Origin of the sequence: Campylobacter concisus (genome assembly GCF_002092855.1) — a bacterium.
GTDB lineage: Bacteria > Campylobacterota > Campylobacteria > Campylobacterales > Campylobacteraceae > Campylobacter_A > Campylobacter_A concisus_AI.
Window position 1 is genome coordinate 1 of sequence record NZ_LVLC01000010.1, and the last position, 423, is coordinate 423.

Consider the following 423-nt stretch of genomic DNA (forward strand, 5'->3'; position numbering starts at 1 on the left):
ATTTTTGCCAAAGCAAAGCATTGAGATTAAAGAATTTGTCAATGATTTCGCATTTATAGATTACAATATCTCTAAAAAAGTGGAGTGTTTTTGATGAGCTCAGCATATTTTACGATCGTTCATATTATCGTTCTTTTTGCGATTGCTCTACTTTCTATTTTGTTTCTTGTTCTTTCACTTAGAGCTGAGCGAAAGTTATTTTTATCACTATTTTTTACAAACATTTTGGTCTCAACTACACTTGCTGTTTTTTTGATGCTAGTGCTTGATAAATATACAAAAAAAGGTATGCTCGAAAATGTAAAAAGTGAACGAATTTTACGAAATGAAAGTATTGTTTTTAAGGGGCAAGTGAGAAACATTGGTAAATTTACAATTAGCAACTGCACACTGACAGTCAAACTAATCAATCAACCGCTAAAT

1 protein-coding gene is annotated in these 423 nt (G+C 30.7%); it reads left to right on the plus strand.

The genetic code is table 11. The features are described from left to right. Positions 1-93: 93 nt before the first annotated feature. The coding region (locus tag A3223_RS04290) for a DUF2393 family protein (RefSeq protein ID WP_141081794.1) at positions 94-423 on the plus strand (330 nt) is incomplete at its 3' end.